The organism is Bifidobacterium choloepi (assembly GCF_010667615.1).
GTDB lineage: Bacteria > Actinomycetota > Actinomycetes > Actinomycetales > Bifidobacteriaceae > Bifidobacterium > Bifidobacterium choloepi.
The window spans coordinates 223,052-242,931 of sequence record NZ_VYSG01000001.1 but is presented as its reverse complement, the minus strand read 5'-3'; the positions used below and the strand labels follow the sequence as shown (position 1 = coordinate 242,931).

The window sequence follows — 19,880 nt, the reverse complement described above, 5'->3', positions numbered from 1 at the left end:
ACCGGGCGGGAGTATAGAAAGGGTTCAAATGGCTGAACTACCAGAAGGCAGCGTGGTCTTCGGCGTGTTCAACGAGACGTCGGACACCGAATCCCGCGTCGCGCTGACGCCGGACATCGTCACGCGCCTGAAGAAGTCCGGCGTGACGTGTCTGATCGAGACGCGCGCCGGCGAGATGGCCGGCTACACCGACGCCGACTACGCCGGGGCCGGCGCCGAAATCGCCGAGCCGGCACGCATCGTCGCCGAGGCGGACGCCCTCGGCTTCGTCGACCGCCCGTCGCCGGCGCTCGTCGAACAGCTGAAGCCGGGCACGTGGATCATCGGCATGCTCGGATCGTTCACCGACGCCGACTACGTCGCCTCGCTCGAACGCCGGGGCCTCGTCGCCGTCGCCATCGAGCGGCTGCCCCGCCAGCTGTCGAGCGCGCAGTCGATGGACGAAATGACGTCGCAGAACTCCGTCATGGGCTACAAGGCCGCCCTCGTGGCCGCCAACGCGTACGGATCGTTCCTGCCGATGATGACGACGGCCGCCGGCACCATCCGCCCCGCCAAGGTCCTCATCCTCGGCGCCGGCATCGCCGGCCTGCAGGCCATCGGCACCGCCCGCCGACTCGGCGGCGTCGTCACCGCCTACGACGTGCGCCCCGCGTCCCGCGGCGAAGTCGAGTCGCTCGGCGCGAAGTTCCTCGACCTCGGCCTCGACTTCTCCGCCGGCCAGGGCGAAGGCGGCTACGCCCGCGCCCTCACGCCGGAAGAACAGGCCGCCCAGCAGGCCGCCGTCGACGAGAAGGCCGCCGGATTCGACATCGTCATCACGACGGCCAAGGTCCCCGGCAGGAAGCCGCCGGTCCTGCTGACCCGCGCCGGCGTCGACGGACTGCACCGCGGAGCCGTCGTCGTCGACTGCGCAGCCAGCGACCTCGGCGGCAACGTCGAGGGCTCCATCGTCGGCGAACAGGTCACCGACGGGGGCGTCAAGCTCATCGGCGCCCCGTACCTCGCCAGCGAAGTTCCGACGACCGCGTCGAACCTGCTGGCCCGCAACGTCGCCGACATCCTCGTCCACTTCGTCCACGACGGCAGGCTCGCCGCCGACATGGACCAGGAACTCGACCGGGCCATGGTCGTCGCCGGCGCGCCGGCCGGACAGCCGTCCGCCGAAACCGGAAAGTGAGGCCAACCCAAATGCCAGATCTCGTGGTATCCATCACGCTGTTCATCCTCGCGCTGCTCATCGGCATCGAAGTCATCGGCAAGGTGCCGGCGACGCTGCATACCCCGCTGATGTCCGGCGCCAACTCCATCCACGGCATCGTCATCGTCGGCGTCGTCATCGTCGCCGCCGAGGCGAACTCGCCACTCAGCTACGTCTTCATCTTCCTCGCCGCCGTCCTCGGCACGATGAACGTCGTCGGCGGCTACGTCGTCACCGACCGCATGCTCGAGATGTTCAAGAGCGACAAGAAGAAGGACGATTCGTCCGCCGTCAAGAAGGGCGCCCGGTAAACCATGCTCATCATCGAGAAAACGATCATCATCGCCAACCAGGCCTCGGCCCTCGACATCGTCGCCTGGTTCGTCTACCTGCTCTCCGCGGTCCTGTTCGTCATGGGCCTGCACTTCATGAACTCGCCGAAGACCGCCCGCAAGGGCAACTTCGTGTCCGCGACCGGCATGGTCATCGCCGTGCTGATGGCGTTCGTCAAGATGGCCCTCGAGGGCGTCATGAACGGCATCGCCGTCGTCGTGCTCATCGTCGGCATCATCATCGGCGCGCTCGCCGGCGTCATCTCGGCCAAGAAGGTCAAGATGACCGACATGCCGCAGCTCGTCTCGGTGTTCAACACCGTCGGCGGCGGCGCCGCCGCGCTCGTCGCCCTGAACGACATCCTCGCCGGCGAGGAACCGAACATCGTCGTGCTCATCACCGCCGGCCTCGGTGTCATGATCGGCTCGGTCACGTTCACCGGCTCGCTCATCGCCGCCGGCAAGCTCCAGGGCATCAAGTGGGTCAGGAAGCTCGCGCTGCCCGGCAAGAGCTTCTGGAACGCGCTGTTCATCGTGCTGACGATCGCCTCGTTCGTGCTGCTGTGCGTCTTCCCGGGCCAGCGCGTGCTGTGGTCCATCCTGACCGCCGTGTTCGCCCTGTGCTACGGCCTCGTCTTCGTCATCCCGATCGGCGGCGCCGACATGCCCGTCGTCATCTCCGTGCTCAACGCCTGCACCGGCACCGCCGTCGCGATGTCCGGCCTGGCGATCGACAACGTCGCGCTGATCGTCGCCGGCGCCCTCGTCGGCGCCGCCGGCGTCACGCTCTCCGTCCTCATGTCCAAGGCGATGAACCGTCCGCTGATGTCCGTCCTCGCCGGCGGCTTCGGCGGCGGCTCCGGCTCGTCCGGCGCCGGCGACGACGGCGTCGAGGGCACGATGAAGGAAACCTCCGCCGACGACCTCGCCGTCCAGCTCGTCTACGCCGACAAGGTCATCTTCGTGCCGGGCTTCGGCCTGGCCCAGGCGCAGGCCCAGCGCGAGCTCGCCGACCTCGGCGAACTGCTCAAGGAACACGGCGTCGAGGTCGAATACGCCATCCACCCGGTCGCCGGCCGCATGCCCGGCCACATGAACGTGCTGCTCGCCGAGGCCAACGTGCCCTACGAGGAGCTCGTCGACCTCGAGGACATCAACCCGCAGTTCCCGTCGGCCAACGTCTCGCTCGTCGTCGGCGCCAACGACGTCACGAACCCGGCCGCGCGCCGACCCGGTACTCCGGTCTCCGGCATGCCGATCCTCGACGTCGACAAGTCCCAGAACGTCGTCGTCATGAAGCGTGGCCGCGGCAAGGGCTACGCCGGCATCGAGAACGAGCTGTACTTCGAGAACAACACGCAGATGCTGTTCGGCGACGCGAAGGCGAGCCTCCAGGCCGTCATCGCCGCCGTCAAGGAGCTGCTGCAGTAGTTGCTCCCCGGACATGAGGAAACGCCCGCCGGCCTGTGCCGACGGGCGTTTCCTCATGTCCGGGCCGTGTCAGCGGCCGAACAGCTTCTTCGCCGTGGCGACGACCGGGTTGGGAACCTTCACGGGAATCCACCGGCGCACGAACGCGTCGACGGTCGACCAGTACAGTGCCGGATTCGTGGCCATCGACGCCGTGTGACCGGCGTCCTCGACGACCAGGCGCTCGCGTCCGGTGCCGGCGTCCGCCGCGAACAGCAGGTCGATCGAGCCGGGGGAGACGATCTCGTCCTTCGTGCCCTGGATGAACAGCACCGGAATGCGGCACTTGCCGAGCGCCGCGAGGCAGTCGGCCTTCGAGAACGGGAAGCCGAGACGCACGCGGTTGACGACGTCGGCGGCCGAGACGATCCAGCCGGCCATGCCGCGCGGCAGGTGCAGCATGCCGGCGACATTGTCGGTGAGCTGCCCGGTTTCGGAGACGTAGCCGGAATCGACGACGGCGGCCCTGACGGCGCGCGGCAGCGTCGGCTCGCCGAGCGCCAGCATGACGGTCGCGGCGCCCATCGAGTTGCCGTGCAGCAGGATGCGGGCATGCGGGTCGATGGCGAGGATCTTGTTGATCCAGCCCATCAGGTCGCGCCGTTCCTCCCACCCGAACGTCACGTAGCGTCCCTGCGAGCGTTCGTGACCGCGGGCCGCCGGCACGAGCACCGTGAAGCCCATCTGCGCGTAGTGGTGCGCCCACGGCGCCATCTCCGCCGGACCGCCGGTGTAGCCGTGCAGGCAGATCGCGTAGGCGTGGGGCAATGGCCGGCCGGAGTCGGGGTCGAACTTCCAGGCGTGCAGCTTCAGGCGGTCCTGGCTGAGGATGCGGACCGGCTGGCGCGTGCTCTCGAACCAGTCGAGGCTCGCCCCGTCGACGTTCGCCGGCGTATGGTCGAACGAATCGTACTTGCCGTCGGCCTTCCGGCGAAACAGCGACTGCTCCGACTGCGTGTCCAGCGCCACCTGAAACAGCAGCTCGCCGGCGGCCAGCAGCACCGCGGCGCCGGCGACCGCCGTGCCACAGGCCACGTGGAATGCGGTGCGCACCGGATGGCGCCGTGTCGTCTTCGTGTTGTCTGCGTTCATCTTCGCTCCCGAACCCGGCGTGCCGAAACCGCCGGACGAATCGTCATGTCTGCTGGACAGTATACCCAACATCGCCGGGCTGCCGACCGCGACGGCAAGCCGATGTCCCGACTGTTTTCTATGGTGGAGCAGTTGCTTTGGCGAGGGAAGCGACGGCGGCTGGATTCCGAACGATCCCGCCGGCCGGACGGCTTCCGTAATCGACTCGGCTTGACGCTCCTTACCGCGCTCCGTGCGCCGTTGGACGTAGTTGGCCCGAAGATGCGCCGAAACGCACGACATAGTAAGGAGAAACATCATGGCAAACAACACTGTCGTCCTCGAAGGCTCCCTGCGCACCGAATTCGGCAAGGGCCCGGCCCGCCGCATGCGCGCCGCCCAGGAAATCCCGGCGACGATCTACGCCGGCGGCGAGCAGCCGATCTACATCAAGCTGCCGCAGAAGGAAACGACGCTGGCCCTGCGCCTGACGAACGCCCTGTTCACGCTGAACTTCGACGGCCAGTCCAAGCTTGCCGTCGCCAAGGAAGTCCAGAAGAACCCGGTCAAGCGCACCGTCGAGCACGTCGACTTCTACGAGGTCCGCGCCGGCGAGAAGATCGAGGTCGAGGTCCCGGTCTTCGTCGAGGGCACGCCGAAGGGCGCCGCCGTCGCGTTCGTCGACATCCAGGAGCTCAAGGTCCGCGCCGATGTCGCCAACCTGCCGGAGAAGATCGTCATCAACGTCGACGGCCTGGTCGACGGCTCCAAGGTCTACGCCAAGGACCTGCAGATGCCGGAAGGCGTCGAGCTCGACGTCAACGACATCGAGGAGTCGATCGTCACCGTCGAGGTCCCGGAAGAAGCCGCCGGCCCGAACCTGGAAGCCGCCGCTCCGGAAGCCACCGCCGAAGGCGCCGCCGAGGCCGAGTGAGCCCGACCTTTTTATATCTAAGTGGGTCCGTCCCGCGATGCCATGCCGACCACCGGTCGGCGGCATCGCCGGGGCGGACCCGCTTCGCTTACGGAACAACCTTGCCGTTCCACGATGCGGTCAAAATGGCGGAACGATGCCGATCGTCCCTTTCAGAATGTGAACTTCGTCACCCCGCGAACACGATGCTGTGCCAAAGTGGGGAACCAATCGGCCGGCCATCCCCGGGGCCACAAGCCCGTCACCATGACCGCCGGCAGCCAACCATCGCAGCAAGTTTGCAAAGAAGAGTGATCAATGACTTACGAATCGCATCATGATCCGGCCGAACTCGACGCCCTCGCGGCGAACTTCACCGTCCTGCCCAACCCGAACAAGGCCTCCGACGCCAAGCGCGCCGACATCATCGACAAGCCGGCCTTCGGCCAGGTCTTCTCCGACAGCATGGCGCACATGACGTGGACGAAGGGCGAGGGCTGGGGCGACCGTCGCATCGAGCCGTACGCGCCGCTCAAGCTCGACCCGGGCGCCTCGGTCCTGCACTACGCCCAGGAAATCTTCGAGGGCCTCAAGGCCTACCGCCACGCCGACGGCTCCACCTGGCTGTTCCGTCCGGACGCCAACGCCGAACGCTTCCAGAACTCGGCCGAGCGCCTGTACCTGCCGCAGCTGCCCGTCGACGACTTCCTCGGCTCGGTCGCCGCGCTCATCAAGGAAGACCGCGCCTGGGTGCCGTCGCGCCGCGAATACACGCTGTACATGCGTCCGTTCATGTTCGCGTCCGAACCGTTCCTCGGCGTGCGCGCCCCGGAGGAGGTCGACTACTGCGTCATCGCCTCGCCGTCCGGCCCGTACTTCACCGGCGGCCTCAAGCCGGTCAGCATCTGGGTGGAGGACCAGTTCTTCCGCACCGGCCCCGGAGGCACCGGCTATGCCAAGTGCGGCGGCAACTACGCCGCGTCGCTGCTCGGCGAATACCGCGGCATCGCGCAGGGCTGCGAGCAGGTCTGCTTCGTCGACGCGGCCACCAAGACATATCTCGAGGAACTCGGCGGCATGAACATGATGATCGTCCACAAGGACGGTCACGTCGAGACGCCGAGCCTCAACGGCAACATCCTGCCGGGCGTCACCCGCCGCTCGCTGATCCAGCTCATGGCCGACGAGGGCCGCGACGTCGTCGAGACGATGATCGAGCTCGACCAGCTGCTCGAGGACATCAAGTCCGGCGAGGTCACCGAGGTCTTCGCCTGCGGCACCGCCGCCATCATCACGCCGATCGGCCGCTTCAAGTCGGACAAGTTCGACATCGAGGTCAACGGCGGCAAGCCGGGCGAATTGACGACGAAGCTGCGCGAGCAGCTCCTCGGCATCCAGATGGGCGAGATCGAGGATCCGCACAACTGGATGTGGAAGGTCTGCTGAGACCGTCCAGCCATTCCCCGTACCATGTCACGGTCCCGTGCTTGAAGCACGGGACCGTGACATGTTTTGTTTGCGCGACATGGCCTGTTGGCGCGGACGGGCGGCCGGAGTATCATGGCCGCCATTGAACGAACGTCATTGGGCAATTGGGCACCGAGGGGGAGCGAAGCATGGGCATTGCGCTGCAGACCAGTCCGTTTTTCCAGATGATCGAATACCTGGCCGTGTTCTTCTGCGGCATGTCCGGCGGCATGGCGGCCATCCGCAAGCAGTACGACATCCTGACGATCATCATCACCGCCTGGCTGACGGCCCTCGGCGGCGGCCTGATCCGCGACGTCTTCCTCGGCGCGCTGCCGCCGGTCGGCGTCTCCAACCTCGGCTACGTGCTCACGGCATTCGGCGCCGGCATCGTCGTCGCGATCATCCATCCGGAAGTCGACGAGCTCAAGTGGTCGATGCTGATCATCGACGCGCTGGCCCTCGGCCTGTTCGCCGTCAACGGCGCCAGCAAGGCGCTGATGTACTCGACGACGTCGCTGACGGCCGTCTTCCTCGGCACGTTCACGGCGATGGGTGGCGGCATGATCCGCGACATGCTGCTCAACGAGGTGCCGCAGGTCATCAAGGACCGGCACTGGTACATCATTCCGGCCGTCATCGGCAGCTTCCTGACCGTCGTCGTCTGGCGCTGGGAGGAAGCGAAGAAGATCACGTTCCAGACCGAGTTCGCGCTTGACGTCGTGATCGTCGTCCTCGTCGTCGTGCTGCGCGTCATCTCCGTCAAGTTCAACATCACGGTGCCCGGCGCGATGAAGCGCACGCACGTCCACCTGCCCAGGCGCATCCTCGTGCGCGAAGTCCATCACCGCGGCAAGCCGACCGACGACCCGGCTTTCGAGTCGACGTCCTCCGGCATGGTGCCGGTGGCCGGCGGCGGGGAAGAGTCGAGGAAAACACCGGAGAGGAAAACGGCGGCCGGCAACGGCATCAGGACGTCGGTCACGTCGACCGGATCGTTCCGCTTCGAGGATCCCGACTTGAAGGCTTCCGACGCCGAAGAGGACCGTCGCGTCATGCGCGTGGTGTCCTCCGACGGCAAGAAATGAACGGCATGGACAACCTGCCTCTCATGTCACAGGCCCGAGCTTGCAAGCTCGGGCCTGTGACATGAGAGGCAGGAAGAAAGTCGGAACCAGCCGGCGGCCGCAGGCCGAGACGACGGCTAGTCGTGCATTTCGATGCCGCGGGAATCGATTCGCCAGCCGCTGCCGGGGTCGGCGCACAGGATGCAGACGCCCTCGACGAGTCCCCAGATGGCCATTGCGGCCGGCGCGATGATCGTGGCAGCACCGACCAGCGTCACGCCGAGCTGGATGGCGCCGCGGATGCGGCGGCCGCGGTAGAAGTTGTGCACGCCGAACATGCCGGCGAAGACGCCGGCGAATCCGGCGACGAGCTTGCTTTTCGGCTTGAGATACGGCGCGAGGTCGGCGTCGGAGATCTCGATGCCGGACGTGGCCGCGCCGGAAGAATCGTGCAGGCTGCCGGCGCGATCCTTCTTCAGCGCGGCGACGACGATCGCGCGGTAGCTGCCGTACTTGCGCAGTTTCGCCGTTTCGTTCGCCTTGCTCAGGAACGCGGCGCCGATGACCTGGCCGAGAATGCCGAGCGCGAGCAGGAACATGCCGAACCGCGCCACATAGCTTTGGTAGATCACGAACGACGCGGCCGTCGTCAGGTAGCAGCCGTTGAAGATGGCGGCGAGCACCGTGCACACGAGTCCGATGCGACTGTTCGCCTGCATGATGCCGATGAAGCCGATGACGCCGAGGACGATCGGTATGGCGACCAGCAGCGCGCCGAAGCCGCCGAACATCGTCGCCACCGACAGGTTCGTCGCCGCGACGTAACCGGTGGACGAAATGACCGCCGACATCGCGATGATCGGCACGAACAGGCCGATGACGGCCAGCACGGTGCCGATGCCGCAGGCGATGACGTCGACGCCGACCTGCTGCGTGGCCAGCGAACCGGGCATGCCGGCCATTCCCGCGTAGCCGGCCGGCCGTCCGGCGAACTGGGTGCCGAAGCGGCCGGCGGACGCATACTGGTTCCCGTTGGACGCCGGAGCGGCGTACTGGCTGGCAGGCTGTCCGCCGGCGGCGGCGAACTGGTTCGACGGCGGGAAATACGACGGCTGCGACGGTCGCGGCTCCTGCCGTGCGGCCTCCGCCTGCGAGCCAGTCTGCGGCCTGACCGTCGGCCGGACGACATGCTCGCGCGTCACCGGATACGAACGCGGCTGCTCGCCAGACGCCTGCGACTGCCGTGCAGCCGACGACCGCTGCGGAGCATGCGACTGCTGCTGACGCGACTGCTGCTGCGGCGCACGGGACTGGCCTGACTGGACCGACTGCTTCGACTGCTGGGGCTGACTCGACTGACGACCCTGCTGGGACTGGCGGCCGGACTGCTGCTGAGACTGGCGCCCCTGCTGCTTGCGGGGCTTGCGGATCGCCTGCGTCGGCGCCTCGACAGGGGAGCGGCGCGCCTGTTCGTCGTCGGCGGAGTCGTTCGACGGACGATCCCGCCGGGAATCATCGGAATTGGGTGAAGACATCGGTCACCTTCGTTCGGGAGCCGACCGCGGCATCCCTGTCCGGCCGGTGAAAGGACAAAACAGTACCAACCTATGCCAAGAACGGCGGAATTTCAAACCGGCCGGCGTCTTCGAACGATTCGTCCGGCATTTGCCGCACGAATGTACACGCCCGTTGCAACTGACTTTGTTTTCGTTTGTTTGCCCAACGAAAAACTAAAACCATGTTGTACTCCCTCGCCTTGCGGTGGGGAGGCTCCAAGTCTTATGAACGCTGATGGTTCTGCTTGGTTCGCGTTTCTGTTCCCGGATCGGGGGTTTCGTGCCGTGCGTTGCCGCCCCGAGGGGCGGTCGTCTTGCCGGCGCTCCGCGCGCGTTTAGCGTCTCCACCGGCACTCGGGGCGACGTGATAGTTTTTCAGGTTACAGGCGGCGTTCCAGTCACGGTCAACGCCCTTATGGGCGTACTCGCAGTCGGGGTTGTCGCACACGAACACGCGCTCGGCGAGGGTCAGCTTGGCTTTCACCGTCCCGCACCTGCTGCATGTTTTCGAGGATGGGTACCATCGGTCGGCCACGACCAGAACAGTCCCGTACTGGGCGCATTTCACTTGTATGGCGTGGGAGAGCATGCCCATCGCCGCGTCCGATACGGCCTTGGACAGGTGACGGTTGCGTTTCATGCCCGCCACGTTCAGGTCCTCCAGCACCACCCGGTCATGCGAACGGGCGATCATGCCGGCGGTCTTCCAGATCACGTCGCGACGCCGGCTGGCGGTCGTCGCCTGAATCTTCTGCACCGACCGCTTCGCCCTCGACCACCGTTTCGACGGCCTGCGACCCGGTGTCGGCCCCTGGCGGCGGGACATGCGCTTGCTGGCCCGACGCAACCTGCGCTCGTTACGCCGGTAATGCTTCGGGTTCTCGACGACAGTGCCGTCGGAAAGCGTGGCGAGGGTCTTCACGCCAAGATCGACGCCGACCGTATTGTCGCCCGTCTTCACTGGAATAATCGGGTCGGGGTATTCGACGGTCAACGCCGCATACCATTCACCGGCCGTGCACGATACGGTCATGCGCAAAACCCTGCCGTCGGCGACACGTCTCTCGACATCCTCGAAACAGTGCACCCGGCCGATACGCGGCAGCTTCAACGCCTTCGGATCACCCTCGATCAGGCCGAAACAGCCGGTGGTGTACGCGAACTTCATGTGCCTGTTGCGCTTGCGATACTTCGGGAAATTGACCTTCGGACCCTTGCGCTTGCCGCTTTTCGAGTCCTTCCAGTTCTTCAGGGCGTTCGCGAGACACTCGACGCCATACGAATACGCTTCCTTCGAGTTGTTCGCCGACCACGGAGCCACGTCCGGCTTCCACGCATTCCAGACACGCCGCAATTCCGCCCGGGACCAGCCGAACGGACGGACACGGCCGGCGCACGACGCCTTCACCAGGGCGAGCATGAAATTGAACGCGAACCGCGCAGCCCCCGCATGGGAACGCAACATCGCCTCCTGACGCGGAGACGGATCGAGCTTGACCTTGACGCCCCTGAGCACGGTCCGCCTCCCTCGCCCACTAGTCGAACAAATGTTCTACCGTCATTGTACCTCCCATATGAGGTACGGGCAAACAAACGGAGACGAAGGAAAACAAGCGGAAACAAATGCAAAAGTTAGCAGGTTGCAACCCTGCCGGGACGACGAGACGATGGCCACTGCATCGCCGGCGCCGCGAGACCGGCGACGAACCGGCCAGAACCACTGTTTGTGCACATCGTGTCAAGATGTCCACCGGAGCATTGCCGGCGCGCGATGCCCATGGTTGACTGTCCCGAGGAAAAAGTGCACGGTCGCGGCCGCCGAGACGAATCGGCGATCCCCGCTACGCCGCCCATGCCGATTTCCCCGACCATTCAACGACGATTGACCGAGGAGAAGATCCCCCGATGATGTTGCCCAACCGACTCAAGCGAATTGCCGACTGCATCCTGTGCGTGCGCGAACCCGACGAGGACAGCACGATGTACCGCCTGTCGCTGATGACCGGCTTCTGCGCCTCCGACAGCTGCGCCGACGACCTGTGCGCCCACGGCGTCCACGCCCGCACGATCGAGGAACTCGAAGACCGCACGCTCGGCCGCCTGCGCCGCTGCGTCTGCTCGATGTGCGCCGGCGTCCGCCGCACGCCCTCCTTCGGCGTCTAGGCCAGGCATCCGGTCCGGGATCCGGGACTCCCGATCGGCGCCGGCCGCCGGAACAAACCCGCACGAAACTGACCCGCGCCATACAAAACCGGATGACGTTGTCCCATTCGACCGCCTTCGATCACGGAACCGTGAACGCAGGCGGTCCGTCCCCGCACGGGCGGAGTACAATCGGCCCCAATCGAGACGAAAGGACACCGTCATGCTCGAGAAGATCAAGAACTGCAAGTACCTCGACTGCGCCGTCTCCGTCGCCGGCGCCACCGCGTCGCTGATGGGCGCGCTCGCGAACTTCAAGCAGGGCAAGAAGGCCGCCGGCTGGCTCGACCTAGGCGCCTCCGCTGCGTTCTGCGTGCTCGCCGTCCTCGACAAGATCCGCGCCGACCGCGACGCCGACGAAGACGAGGCCGATGACGAAGGGGACATCTGGGCATCGCAGATGTGACGCCGTGACGCCGTGGCGCTGCAATGCGGGCTTATGGATAGTGACGCCTGTCCACTATCCATAAGCCCGCATGTTTCGCCTGCCATTCACGTGCTTATGGAGGGTGAAGGGCGCCGATTCTCCATAAGCACGTAACATCCTCGCGTCCTGCCCCGCCTAGACCGTGCCGGCTGACGACGGTGCCGTGGACCCGGCGAACGTGACCGGTGCGGCCGGCACGTCGGGTTCGTCGTCCTCGTCTTCGCCGGACTCATTGGGGACTTCGAATTCGTCGGGGTCCTCCGGATCGTCCGGGTCGTCGAGCTCTGGCTCTTCAACGTCGAACGATTCATCCGGCGATGTCTACTACAAGAACTGCACCGTCGCCCGCGAAGCAGGCGTCGCCCCGCTCTACCGCGGCGATCCCGGCTACCGCAGCGCCCTCGACCGCGACAATGACGGCATCGCCTGCGAATGATTCCATCAACATGTCACAATGCCGTGGTCGCACCACGGAATTGCGACATGCCAGATTATTCGATCCTCCACCTGACGACTACGGAATCGGAGACCTTGATGTCGTCCGGCGTGATATCCATGTCCAGCAGGTGCGGCGCATCGAAGCATTCGGCTGCCGCCGGCACGGAATCGTAGGACATGAGCGTGCTCCTGAACTCGATATCAGTCCAGCTGTATTCGATGTCGGCAATCTCGCCCAGCGTCACGTCGGCGGCCTTCGCGAGCGCCTGCGCCTTGCGAGCGGCATCGTGAACAGCTGTTGTGATCAGCAGGTCCTTGGCGGTTCCCTCGTCATGCAGGCCGAAATCGACATCGATTGCCGGATGGGATTCGCACTGTGACAGTGCATGGAGTACCTGTCCCAGTTTCTCGTTGTCGATATTGAATACGAGGACTGCATCATGCCGGTATTGGAATCCTGTCTGCTCCCATTTCCACTCGTGATCGTCGCCGCGAACCTGTTCGCGCTTCGGGCTGATGTCGAACCGCGTCGTCTTGAGATCGTCGTTCCCGAATCCCAGCGCCTCCAATGCTTCCCTGACCTCTTGAAAATCCTCGGCGGATTGTTCGACCGTGCACCGATAGTCGGCGTCGGTGCCTGTCAGTCCGATTCTTACGGCGGTCTCGTCCGGCGGTAGTGTCAGCTTCGCAACGCCCTTGACCGTGATCATGCGATTGTCTGTCATGCTTCGCTCCTTTGCTCAACTCAATAAAAGAAGATGATTCTACCCTTCGCATCTCTTCCGGAAGCCAATCGTCCAGCCCGATTCAATGGAGACGCACCGGCATCGACGCACCGGCATCGCGACAACGCTCTTCAGTATTTTCCGTTGCATTACTGCATGGAAAAGGCGCAGCTATGACTTTTCCCGCCACACGTGAGATTCGCCATACGCGAGCTTGGGAAGGAGCCTGTTTTGTCTCAACGGTCTCAGCGATACAGATACTTGCCTTCGTCGATCTTGCGGGCAATGTCCTGCATGTCCTTCGCCAGCTGTCGATCCTCGTCGTTGCCCTTGGAGAGCTTCGCGGCCTTCCTGTCGAGCGCGTACTCGTGCGCATACCAGCCGCCAACACCAAGCAGAATAACGGCAATGACAACCCATACCCAACCCATGGGTTCCTCCTTCTCTCTTTGTTATTTGCATTCCTTTCTAGGAGCACCAAGGTGGTAAAGAATAAAAAAGCGATGTTGTCGTTATTTTTGCCGTGTTCTTTTCATCATGGAGACATGGTTGGCTTAGAGAAAAGACCAAAGCCGTCATCCACGAGTTGTCTCGTTCATTCGCTGTCTAGCGACAAGTCTGCAAGGTCGATTTCCGATCCGTCTCTCGTTGTCAAAAGTGCTCATACACTAGCAAAAACAATCTTTTTGATGTTTTTTACTAATGCATGGGCACTTTAAATCCGGCGTTTGGTCTTATGTGCGAGGGATTGTAGGAATCTCTCAGTCGTGCAGCTCGATGCCGCGGGCGTCACGATGCCAGGAGGAACCGGGCCGGGAGCACATGATCGCGGCACCCTCGACGAACCCCCAGATGCCCATCGCGACCGGCGCGATGATCGTCGCCGCGCCGACAACGGTAATGCCGAGCTGGATGAACGCGCGAATCCGGCGGCCGCGGTAGAAGTTGTGGATGCCGAACGCACCGAGGAACAGGCCGGTGAAGCCGGCGATCAGCTTGCTCTTCGACTTGAGATACGGGGCAAGGTCGGCGTCGGTGACGGGCGAATCGTCACCGTTGCGAAGCCGCTGTTCCTCCAGCGCATGACGGACCTCGTCGGCATAGGAATCGAAGCGCTCGCGGCGTAGCTGCTCTTCCTGCTGGCAGAACAGGGCGGTGCCGGCAATCAGGCAGCCGGTGCCGATGACGAGCAGGAACATGCCGAAACCGTACGTCGAGCCGCTGCTCGTGCGGATCTCGACGACGGCGAGGGATAGCAGGAAGCCGAAGAAGACCGCCGCGATGGCCGAGCAGATCGGCGCGAACATCTGGCGGCGCTGCAGCATGCCGAACACGGCGACGATGGCGCAGCCGATCGGAATGATGATGAGCAGCGTCAGCGGCCATATGGCGCCGAGCATGTCGGCGAGGGAATACGAATAGGAATAGCTGCCGTAGCCTGACGTGTATTCCTCGACCGGCACGAACATGGCGATCGTCGCCAGGATGGCGCCGGCCAGCGTGAAGATGAAATCAAGTCCGATCGGATTGGTCGGTGGCAGGCTGCTGGTATCCGGTAGCTGCTGCATTGGTGGCATGCCCTGTGTCGGCGGCACGTTACCCATCGGCACGCCGGGCTGGCCGTACGGTTGCCGATACTGCTGCTGGTATGGAGACTGCCGGTACGGCTGCTGCGGATACTGCTGACGAACAGGTTGCTGCTGGATGGTCAGCTGCGGAGCGTGGGCTGGCTGCCGGTATTGCTGCGGCTGCGTTGGCCGGACGTATTGTTGCGTCGGTTGTTCGCTGATGTCGGGTTGACGATCCGTCCCGTCGCCGGAAATCGGTTGCTGGTCTGGATTGGTGTCGGATGAGGTCATGATGAAGTTCGAACCCTCTTTCCGGAACGTTTCCGGTCGCCGAACTGAAGCGTCGAGTCTGCCGTTGCGTTCCAACTGGAACGATACGTATGTCTTGCCGTGCATGAAAAGAAAGATCAGTGAAAGGCTGAATTGGGGTATTGATGGCTGGCACGATTCGGTTACGCAATTTGATCCTGCTCTAGAAAGCCGGGGATTATTTGAATTATGACGAGGATGATGATGAACGATTCGTGCTTAAATGGAGCGTGAATCCAGGACAAGGGGATGGCATGAAAAACGAAGCGGAGTTCGAAGAGGAACTGATCCACTATCTCGAGTCGATTGGCGGAACCAAGCAGTGGCGATATGAGCCAGGCATCAAGACCATCGACGGACTGTGGAACAACTTCCGGACCATCCTCAACCGCAACAATGCGGACAAGCTCGGCGGCCAACCCCTCACCGACAATGAATTCGCACAGATCAAGACAGTAATCAGCAGTCTCAAGACACCATATGATGCCGGACGCTGGATCTACGGCATGAACGGCGTCACCCAGGTCGAAATCGAGAGGGATGAACCCAATGACGCCGCTCCTAACGGCCATGCTTTCCTCACGGTCTTCGACCAGGATCAGGTCGGCGCCGGCAACACCGTCTACCAGATCGTCAACCAGATCCAGCGCCCGCACGTGCAGGCCGGGCGCAAGGACAGCAGGTTCGATACCACCCTGCTTATCAACGGCCTGCCGATCATTCACATCGAGGAAAAATTCGATGGCCACGACGCCATCGAAGCACTCAACCAGATCCACCAGTACATACAGGTCGGCGCCTTCTCCGAGATCTACTCGACGGTACAGATCTTCGTCGGCATGACACCGCACATGGCCCGGTACATGGCCAACACGACCGCCGAGAATTTCAACCTCGCCTTCGCCTTCCGCTGGCAGCGTGAACACGACAGCAAGCCGGTCTCGGACTGGAAGGAATTCTGCAACCTGATGCTGTCCATTCCCATGGCACACCAGATGGCCACCAACTACATGATCCTCGACAGCGATCCGCATCACAGGAACCTCATGGTCATGCGGCCCTATCAGGTGTATGCCACCCGTCGCGTCATCGACAAGCTGCGCACCCATGTCTTCGGTGTCGGTGGCAATCAGGAAGTCGGCTACGTGTGGCACACCACCGGCTCGGGCAAGACCATCAGCAGCTTCAAGACGGCATGGCTCGCCTCCCGCCTGCCCAACGTCGACAAGGTCGTCTTCGTCGTCGACCGCATCGCCCTCACCGACCAGACCTACGAAAAGTATCAGGCCTACGATCCAGACACCAGCGAGGAAAACGGCGAAGGAGTCATCGTCGACACCAACAACACCGGAGAACTGGCCAGAAAACTCAAGAGTCGCCTCAAGGCCAACTCCATCATCGTCACCTCCATCCAGAAACTGTCCCGCCTCGTCTCCCGCAAGAACTTCAAGGCACCCGATCAGAACATTGTCTTCATCGTCGACGAAGCCCACCGGTCGACCAACGGTCCGATGATGGAACAGATCAAGCATGCCTTCCCGCAATCCGCATGGGTCGGCTACACTGGCACACCGGTATTCGACGGCGACATGACCCATGGAGTCTTCGGCGACCTCATCCACGCCTACACCATCCGAGAAGCCATCGCCGACCGCAACGTCCTCGGCTTCAAGGTCGACTTCGAAAACACCATCGACGAAGACGACATCAAGGAACAGCTCCTGCCCGAACTCATCAAGCGTCGCTATCCGGACTGGGACGACAACCGCATCGAACACAAGATCGCCCGCATGAGTCCTGACGAAGTCGACGACTACATCGACTCCGGCATCTACGACGACAACCACGACCACGTCAAGGCCGTCGTCGACGATATTCTCAAGCACTGGCGCAACCGCTCCCACGACGGACGCTACAGCGCCATGCTCACCACCCACGTCGGCGGCGGCAAACCCTCCGCCAACATGGCCATGATGTACTTCGATGAATTCCAGAAACGCAACCAGCAACTCATCGACGAAGGCAAACGACCCCTCAACGTCGCCGTCACCTTCTCCTATGCCACCGACAACAGTGACTCCATGGTCGCCAAGAACAACGGACTACGCCGCGCCATCGAAACCTACAACGCCACCTTCGGCACTGCATTCGACGACACCACCGTCGACCAGTACTTCTCCGACGTCACCCAGCGACTCAAGGGCGAAGCCGAAGGCGAGAAACTCGACATCTGCATCGTCATCGACCAGCTCCTGACCGGTTTCGACGCCAAGATGGTCAACACCCTCTACGTCGACCGCACCCTCTCCGGCGCCAACCTTATCCAGGCCTACTCGCGCACCAACCGAATCGACAACTTCGACGACAAGCCCAACGGACGCATCGTCAACTACCGCTGGCCACAAACCTCCAAGAAACTCATGGACGCCGCGCTCGCGGTATATGCCAACCGTGATTCGGCCTTGGTGCAGGGCACTATTGGCGAAGCACTCAAGGACGAAGGTCTGCTCGCCAAGGACCATGCTGTTCTTGTCGACGAGGCCAGGGAAGTCGTCGAGTCTCTTGCCGAGCTGACCGACAATTTCACGCAGATTCCTCCGAGCGAAGCGGCACAGCAGAAACTCCTCACCGAGTACGCTCGGTATAACGGTCTCGTCGGCAAATTGAAGGAAGATGATTCCTACGACTATGACCGACCCGAGCTCCTGCTGGAACAACTCGGATTGACGGCAGATGACGAACATCGCGTGTATGGCTATGTCCTTGACGTCAAGCGTCGCATACAGGAACGCTCCGGCGAAGAAGACCTTCCCGTCGACTTGGACTTCTCGGTCCAGCACATCGCCGAAGTGGAAATCAACTACGACTACATCAACGAACTGCTTGCCGCACTCATCAACTGCAAACACAGTGGCGATGACGAGAATACAGAAAACGCCTTCCAGCGCGTGGTTCGTGCCATCGACCAGCTTCCCGACCGCAAGCAGGCGGAACAGTACAAGGCCGTCGCTTCGGGCATTGTCGACGGCAGCATGGAACTCGATGACGTCTCCTATCCCGTCGAGGCCGATGATGTTCCGGAAATCGTTCGCAACGTAGCGGGCCAGAGCCGACGCCGCGCCATCCTCAAATTCAAGGAAAAGTGGGGACTGGTGGACATCGTCACCGCGAATTTCCTGATCGACAAGATGCTGGAACGCCATGTTGTCGGAGACGACGACACTAACCTCGGCAACGAACTCACCGACCTGGTAACGGAAGCCCAGAAATACTACAAGGAAGACGCCGCGGACGAAGACATTCGCAAGCTATCCAAGATCAAGTACAACACCAGCCTGAAAAAGGCCTTCCGCGAATTCGCCGACTACATTGTCAACCACTACGGCGAATAAAATCGCCGATGATCAGGCAAAAGGCGTAACGAAGATGAAACCGCTAAGCTTACGCCTAGACTGAGCGTAAGTTCGGATATGCGAAGGAGTACAGACAATGGCGGGTTCCGCGAAGCAATTGACATCGCAGCTTTGGGACATGGCAAACGCCCTGCGAGGCAAGATGGACGCTTCCATGTACCAGAACTACATTCTCGGCTTCATCTTCTACCGGTACCTCTCCGAATATCAGGAACACTATCTTGTCGACAGCGGCCTGCTCGACGTGCGGGACAGTGAAACGGTCAACGCCGCCTATGTCCGGGAAGCGACCGGCGAGGAACTCGATGACTGGCGCGAAAACCTCAGCGACGAACTCGGCTACGCCATCGACCCCGAATACACATGGGAATCTCTCATCGGAAAAATCCAGAACCAGACACTCAAGCCCGAAGACTTCCAGGAGATGCTCATCCGCTTCAACCGGAACACGCAACTCAACAAGAACGCCGAAGCAGACTTCTCGCACGTCTTCGACGACATCAACCTCAACGACTCCAAGCTTGGCAACAACACCAACGAACGCGCCAAGAGCCTGGCAACTCTGATGGACAAGATCAACGGCATCCAGTTCATCGACGACAACGGCCACGACATCCTCGGAGACGTCTACGAATACCTCATCGCGGAATTCGCCGGCAACTCCGGCAAGAAGGCCGGAGAATTCTACACGCCGCACGAAGTCTCGCGCATCCTCGCCAAGCTCGTCAGCTACGGACGCGAGAAAGACAGGGAAGTAGCCGACGAATTCTCCGTCTACGACCCAACCATGGGATCGGGTTCGCTACTGCTCACCGTCGAATCCGAAATGCCCCAAATCGACGGCAACAAGCCAATCGTGCAATTCTACGGTCAGGAACTCAACAGCACCACCTTCAACCTGGCACGAATGAACCTCATGATGCACAGCGTCCGCTACGACCGAATGACACTGCGCAACGCGGACACCCTCGAAATGGACTGGCCGGACAGTGCCGACACCAACGGCATCGACTACCCGCTCCTGTTCGACGGCGTCGTCGCCAACCCGCCATACTCCCAGCACTGGGACAACAATGCAAGCAAGATGAAGGATCCCCGCTTCAAGGACTACGGCAAGCTCGCACCGAAGACCAAGGCCGACTACGCCTTCGTGGAACACGGCCTCTACCACCTGAAAGACACCGGCCGCATGGCCATCGTCCTGCCACACGGCGTCCTCTTCCGTGGAGCCGCCGAAGGAACCATCCGCAAGGCCATCATCGACAAGAACTACCTCGACGCCGTCATCGGCCTGCCCGCCAACCTCTTCTACTCAACCGGCATCCCCACGGTCGTGCTCGTCTTCGCCAAGAACCGCACGAACACGGACGTCCTGTTCATTGACGCCTCCAAGGACTTCGAAAAGAACAAGAACCGCAATCATCTCCGCGAAGAAGACATCGACAAGATCATCAAGACATACGGCGCTCGCGAAGACGTCGAGAAGTATGCCCATGTGGCCACGCTCGACGAAATCAAGGAGAACGACTACAACCTCAACATTCCGCGATACGTCGACACGTTCGAAGAAGAAGAGCCGATCGACATCAACGAGGTGAACCGTCAGCTCGCTGAAGTCGACAAGGAAATCGCCGATCTGACTGCCCAGTTCGAAGCCATGATCGCCGATCTGGTCTGGACCGATCCGGAGAAGCACAAGAACGATCATCTGCTGTGACGGC

General features: G+C 62.5%; 17 protein-coding genes and 1 pseudogene. 12 read left to right on the top strand and 6 right to left on the bottom strand.

Going from position 1 to position 19,880, the window contains the following annotated elements; all coding sequences use genetic code 11:
* Window positions 1-28 precede the first annotated feature (28 nt).
* From F6S87_RS01070 to F6S87_RS01060, 3 genes are read left to right on the top strand one after another with little or no spacing between them, the layout of a single operon-like run.
* The gene (locus F6S87_RS01070; RefSeq protein ID WP_163226830.1) at window positions 29-1,180 is read left to right on the top strand and encodes an NAD(P) transhydrogenase subunit alpha; all 1,152 of its coding nucleotides are present in this window, start codon (window positions 29-31) and stop codon (window positions 1,178-1,180) included.
* Window positions 1,181-1,191: 11 nt separating this feature from the next.
* Window positions 1,192-1,512: an NAD(P) transhydrogenase subunit alpha gene (locus tag F6S87_RS01065; protein ID WP_163226829.1), complete on the top strand. Its 321-nt coding sequence runs from the start codon at window positions 1,192-1,194 to the stop codon at window positions 1,510-1,512.
* 3 nt (window positions 1,513-1,515) lie between these two features.
* Window positions 1,516-2,964 (top strand): NAD(P)(+) transhydrogenase (Re/Si-specific) subunit beta, encoded by a 1,449-nt coding sequence (locus tag F6S87_RS01060; protein ID WP_163226828.1) that lies wholly within the window; start codon window positions 1,516-1,518, stop codon window positions 2,962-2,964.
* Window positions 2,965-3,033: 69 nt separating this feature from the next.
* On the opposite strand, the gene F6S87_RS01055 is transcribed toward F6S87_RS01060, so the two are convergent.
* On the bottom strand, window positions 3,034-4,095 hold the full coding sequence (locus tag F6S87_RS01055) for an alpha/beta hydrolase (protein ID WP_163226827.1): 1,062 nt from the start codon (window positions 4,093-4,095) through the stop codon (window positions 3,034-3,036).
* A gap of 298 nt (window positions 4,096-4,393) precedes the next feature.
* On the opposite strand from F6S87_RS01055, the gene F6S87_RS01050 reads away from it, so the two are divergent.
* The 3 genes from F6S87_RS01050 (at window position 4,394) to F6S87_RS01040 (ending at window position 7,542) form a co-directional block, all read left to right on the top strand.
* A complete protein-coding gene (locus tag F6S87_RS01050) occupies window positions 4,394-5,008 on the top strand; it encodes a 50S ribosomal protein L25/general stress protein Ctc (RefSeq protein ID WP_163226826.1) in 615 nt (204 codons plus the stop codon).
* Window positions 5,009-5,305: 297 nt separating this feature from the next.
* Window positions 5,306-6,433: a branched-chain amino acid aminotransferase gene (locus F6S87_RS01045; protein ID WP_163226825.1), complete on the top strand. Its 1,128-nt coding sequence runs from the start codon at window positions 5,306-5,308 to the stop codon at window positions 6,431-6,433.
* 170 nt (window positions 6,434-6,603) lie between these two features.
* Window positions 6,604-7,542 carry a trimeric intracellular cation channel family protein gene (locus tag F6S87_RS01040; protein WP_163226824.1) on the top strand — a complete coding sequence of 313 codons (939 nt, stop codon included), beginning with the start codon at window positions 6,604-6,606 and terminating at the stop codon, window positions 7,540-7,542.
* 116 nt (window positions 7,543-7,658) lie between these two features.
* On the opposite strand, the gene F6S87_RS01035 is transcribed toward F6S87_RS01040, so the two are convergent.
* Window positions 7,659-9,056, bottom strand: a complete 1,398-nt coding sequence (locus tag F6S87_RS01035; protein ID WP_163226823.1) for a TM2 domain-containing protein — start codon at window positions 9,054-9,056, stop codon at window positions 7,659-7,661.
* A gap of 244 nt (window positions 9,057-9,300) precedes the next feature.
* The gene (gene tnpB / locus F6S87_RS01030; protein ID WP_331270740.1) at window positions 9,301-10,593 is read right to left on the bottom strand and encodes an IS607 family element RNA-guided endonuclease TnpB; all 1,293 of its coding nucleotides are present in this window, start codon (window positions 10,591-10,593) and stop codon (window positions 9,301-9,303) included.
* A 389-nt stretch (window positions 10,594-10,982) separates the two neighbouring features.
* Between tnpB and F6S87_RS01025 the strand changes: the two genes are divergently transcribed.
* From F6S87_RS01025 to F6S87_RS08915, 3 genes and pseudogenes are all read left to right on the top strand, one after another.
* Complete coding sequence (locus F6S87_RS01025) at window positions 10,983-11,240, top strand: hypothetical protein (RefSeq protein ID WP_163226822.1); 258 nt, start codon at window positions 10,983-10,985, stop codon at window positions 11,238-11,240.
* Between the two features lie 202 nt (window positions 11,241-11,442).
* Window positions 11,443-11,685 carry a hypothetical protein gene (locus F6S87_RS01020; RefSeq protein ID WP_163226821.1) on the top strand — a complete coding sequence of 81 codons (243 nt, stop codon included), beginning with the start codon at window positions 11,443-11,445 and terminating at the stop codon, window positions 11,683-11,685.
* 337 nt (window positions 11,686-12,022) lie between these two features.
* Window positions 12,023-12,142, top strand: a pseudogene (locus F6S87_RS08915) (excalibur calcium-binding domain-containing protein); the annotation flags it as partial.
* Window positions 12,143-12,197: 55 nt separating this feature from the next.
* Here the strand turns inward: F6S87_RS08915 and F6S87_RS01010 are convergent.
* From F6S87_RS01010 to F6S87_RS01000, 3 genes are all read right to left on the bottom strand, one after another.
* Window positions 12,198-12,869 carry an SIMPL domain-containing protein gene (locus tag F6S87_RS01010; protein ID WP_163226819.1) on the bottom strand — a complete coding sequence of 224 codons (672 nt, stop codon included), beginning with the start codon at window positions 12,867-12,869 and terminating at the stop codon, window positions 12,198-12,200.
* 245 nt (window positions 12,870-13,114) lie between these two features.
* Window positions 13,115-13,300, bottom strand: a complete 186-nt coding sequence (locus F6S87_RS01005; RefSeq protein ID WP_163226818.1) for a hypothetical protein — start codon at window positions 13,298-13,300, stop codon at window positions 13,115-13,117.
* A gap of 330 nt (window positions 13,301-13,630) precedes the next feature.
* Window positions 13,631-14,728: a TM2 domain-containing protein gene (locus F6S87_RS01000; protein WP_163226817.1), complete on the bottom strand. Its 1,098-nt coding sequence runs from the start codon at window positions 14,726-14,728 to the stop codon at window positions 13,631-13,633.
* Here F6S87_RS01000 and F6S87_RS00995 point away from each other — a divergent pair.
* The 3 genes from F6S87_RS00995 (at window position 14,727) to F6S87_RS00985 (ending at window position 19,876) form a co-directional block, all read left to right on the top strand.
* The gene (locus F6S87_RS00995) at window positions 14,727-14,939 is read left to right on the top strand and encodes a hypothetical protein (RefSeq protein WP_163226816.1); all 213 of its coding nucleotides are present in this window, start codon (window positions 14,727-14,729) and stop codon (window positions 14,937-14,939) included. The genes F6S87_RS01000 and F6S87_RS00995 overlap by 2 nt on opposite strands.
* Entirely contained in the window at window positions 14,929-18,138 is a 3,210-nt protein-coding gene (locus F6S87_RS00990; protein WP_196779057.1) for a type I restriction endonuclease subunit R, read from the top strand. The genes F6S87_RS00995 and F6S87_RS00990 overlap by 11 nt, the downstream gene beginning before the upstream one ends.
* Before the next feature lie 97 nt (window positions 18,139-18,235).
* On the top strand, window positions 18,236-19,876 hold the full coding sequence (locus F6S87_RS00985; protein ID WP_163226815.1) for a type I restriction-modification system subunit M: 1,641 nt from the start codon (window positions 18,236-18,238) through the stop codon (window positions 19,874-19,876).
* Window positions 19,877-19,880: the final 4 nt, after the last annotated feature.

Coding starts and splice junctions, on each gene's coding strand:
- F6S87_RS01070 (WP_163226830.1), top strand. CDS start 29: ATGGCTGAACTACCAGAAGGCAGCGTGGTCTTCGGCGTGTTCAACGAG.
- F6S87_RS01065 (WP_163226829.1), top strand. CDS start 1,192: ATGCCAGATCTCGTGGTATCCATCACGCTGTTCATCCTCGCGCTGCTC.
- F6S87_RS01060 (WP_163226828.1), top strand. CDS start 1,516: ATGCTCATCATCGAGAAAACGATCATCATCGCCAACCAGGCCTCGGCC.
- F6S87_RS01055 (WP_163226827.1), bottom strand. CDS start 4,095: ATGAACGCAGACAACACGAAGACGACACGGCGCCATCCGGTGCGCACC.
- F6S87_RS01050 (WP_163226826.1), top strand. CDS start 4,394: ATGGCAAACAACACTGTCGTCCTCGAAGGCTCCCTGCGCACCGAATTC.
- F6S87_RS01045 (WP_163226825.1), top strand. CDS start 5,306: ATGACTTACGAATCGCATCATGATCCGGCCGAACTCGACGCCCTCGCG.
- F6S87_RS01040 (WP_163226824.1), top strand. CDS start 6,604: ATGGGCATTGCGCTGCAGACCAGTCCGTTTTTCCAGATGATCGAATAC.
- F6S87_RS01035 (WP_163226823.1), bottom strand. CDS start 9,056: ATGTCTTCACCCAATTCCGATGATTCCCGGCGGGATCGTCCGTCGAAC.
- F6S87_RS01025 (WP_163226822.1), top strand. CDS start 10,983: ATGATGTTGCCCAACCGACTCAAGCGAATTGCCGACTGCATCCTGTGC.
- F6S87_RS01020 (WP_163226821.1), top strand. CDS start 11,443: ATGCTCGAGAAGATCAAGAACTGCAAGTACCTCGACTGCGCCGTCTCC.
- F6S87_RS01010 (WP_163226819.1), bottom strand. CDS start 12,869: ATGACAGACAATCGCATGATCACGGTCAAGGGCGTTGCGAAGCTGACA.
- F6S87_RS01005 (WP_163226818.1), bottom strand. CDS start 13,300: ATGGGTTGGGTATGGGTTGTCATTGCCGTTATTCTGCTTGGTGTTGGC.
- F6S87_RS00995 (WP_163226816.1), top strand. CDS start 14,727: ATGATGAAGTTCGAACCCTCTTTCCGGAACGTTTCCGGTCGCCGAACT.
- F6S87_RS01000 (WP_163226817.1), bottom strand. CDS start 14,728: ATGACCTCATCCGACACCAATCCAGACCAGCAACCGATTTCCGGCGAC.
- F6S87_RS00985 (WP_163226815.1), top strand. CDS start 18,236: ATGGCGGGTTCCGCGAAGCAATTGACATCGCAGCTTTGGGACATGGCA.